This window comes from Parasphingomonas zepuensis, assembly GCF_036663735.1.
Lineage (GTDB): Bacteria > Pseudomonadota > Alphaproteobacteria > Sphingomonadales > Sphingomonadaceae > Sphingomonas.
Window position 1 is genome coordinate 1 of the sequence record NZ_JAXOJO010000050.1, and the last position, 1,229, is coordinate 1,229.

General features: G+C 60.3%; 2 protein-coding genes. Both read left to right on the plus strand.

Annotation, left to right across the window (positions count from 1 at the left end):
- The coding region (locus U1769_RS25125; RefSeq protein WP_443030458.1) for an SDR family oxidoreductase at nt 1–294 on the plus strand (294 nt) is incomplete at its 5' end.
- A gap of 292 nt (nt 295–586) precedes the next feature.
- Nucleotides 587–1,229 (plus strand): beta-keto acid cleavage family enzyme (locus U1769_RS25130; RefSeq protein WP_332720888.1); only part of this gene is annotated, 643 nt, incomplete at its 3' end.

Consider the following 1,229-nt stretch of genomic DNA (forward strand, 5'->3'; position numbering starts at 1 on the left):
AACACGCGTATGACCGAGGGCCTGCGGGAGTATAGCGAGGAAGAAGTGGCGCGACGCAGGCCGGAATGGATCGCCGCGCTGGTCACCTGGCTGGCGAGTAGCGAATCCAAGGCAGTCAGCGGCCGCATTTTCGAAGCGTGGGGCAACGGTTATTCGGTGATCGAAAGCTGGCAGCATGGCCCACAGACGGAAGCATCGCGAGACCCGACCGTGCTCGGCCCGAAGATCGAAGAGATTGTCAAATTCGCGCGCGCGAATGCAGGCATTAATCGAAACAGCTGGCAAATCCCGTAATAACGGGTTTGCGCAAGCGAACCAGACCGCCCCGGCGCGGTTCCGTTCGTGCCGGGTAAGGTTGCCGCGATGAACTGCTTCAGCAAGACGGACGAAATCAACAACGGCATTGTACCTGGCTAGCGATCATTCCCGCCTTCCGACAGGCGCGATGATCCGGGTCAATGACGGTCGCACCTGAAGACGCCTGCCGCCACGCCTTGTGATGTGCCTGACTAGGCTCGCATGCGCCTCGCGGGACGCAGCTGCCGCTTGATTTTGAGTAAAGCCAACAGATCGGGAGTGACGCCAAATGGCAGCGATTCGCAAGACAATCATCACATGTGCGGTCACCGGCGCGATCCACACGCCGTCGATGTCGCCTTATCTGCCGGTCAGTGCCGAGGAGATCGCTGAGGCAGCGGTCGGCGCAGCCGAGGCGGGCGCCGCGATCGTGCATCTGCATGCGCGCAATCCGGCAGACGGACGACCGGACCAGGATCCGGATCTGTTTGAGCCGTTTCTGGGCGTGATCCGGCAGCAGAGCGATGTCGTCATCAACCTGACAACCGGAGGACACCCGTCGATGAGCGTGGGCGAGCGCATCCGCCCGGCACTGCGTTTCCAGCCCGAGGTCGCCTCGCTGAACATGGGCACGATGGGCTTTGGCCTGTTCCCCATGTTGGACCGATTCAGCCGGTGGCAGCATGATTGGGAGCCTATCGCGCTTGAAGCCTCGCGAGATCTCGTCTTTCGAAACACATATGCGGATATCGAACATCTGCTCATCACGCTGTCGGCCTATGACACACGCTTCGAGTTCGAATGCTACGACACCGCGCATCTGCACAACCTCAAATACTTCTACGATCGCGGCCTGGTGAAAGCGCCATTGTTTATCCAGACGGTCTTCGGCATCCTCGGCGGCATTGGTGCGCATCCCGAAGAATTACAGC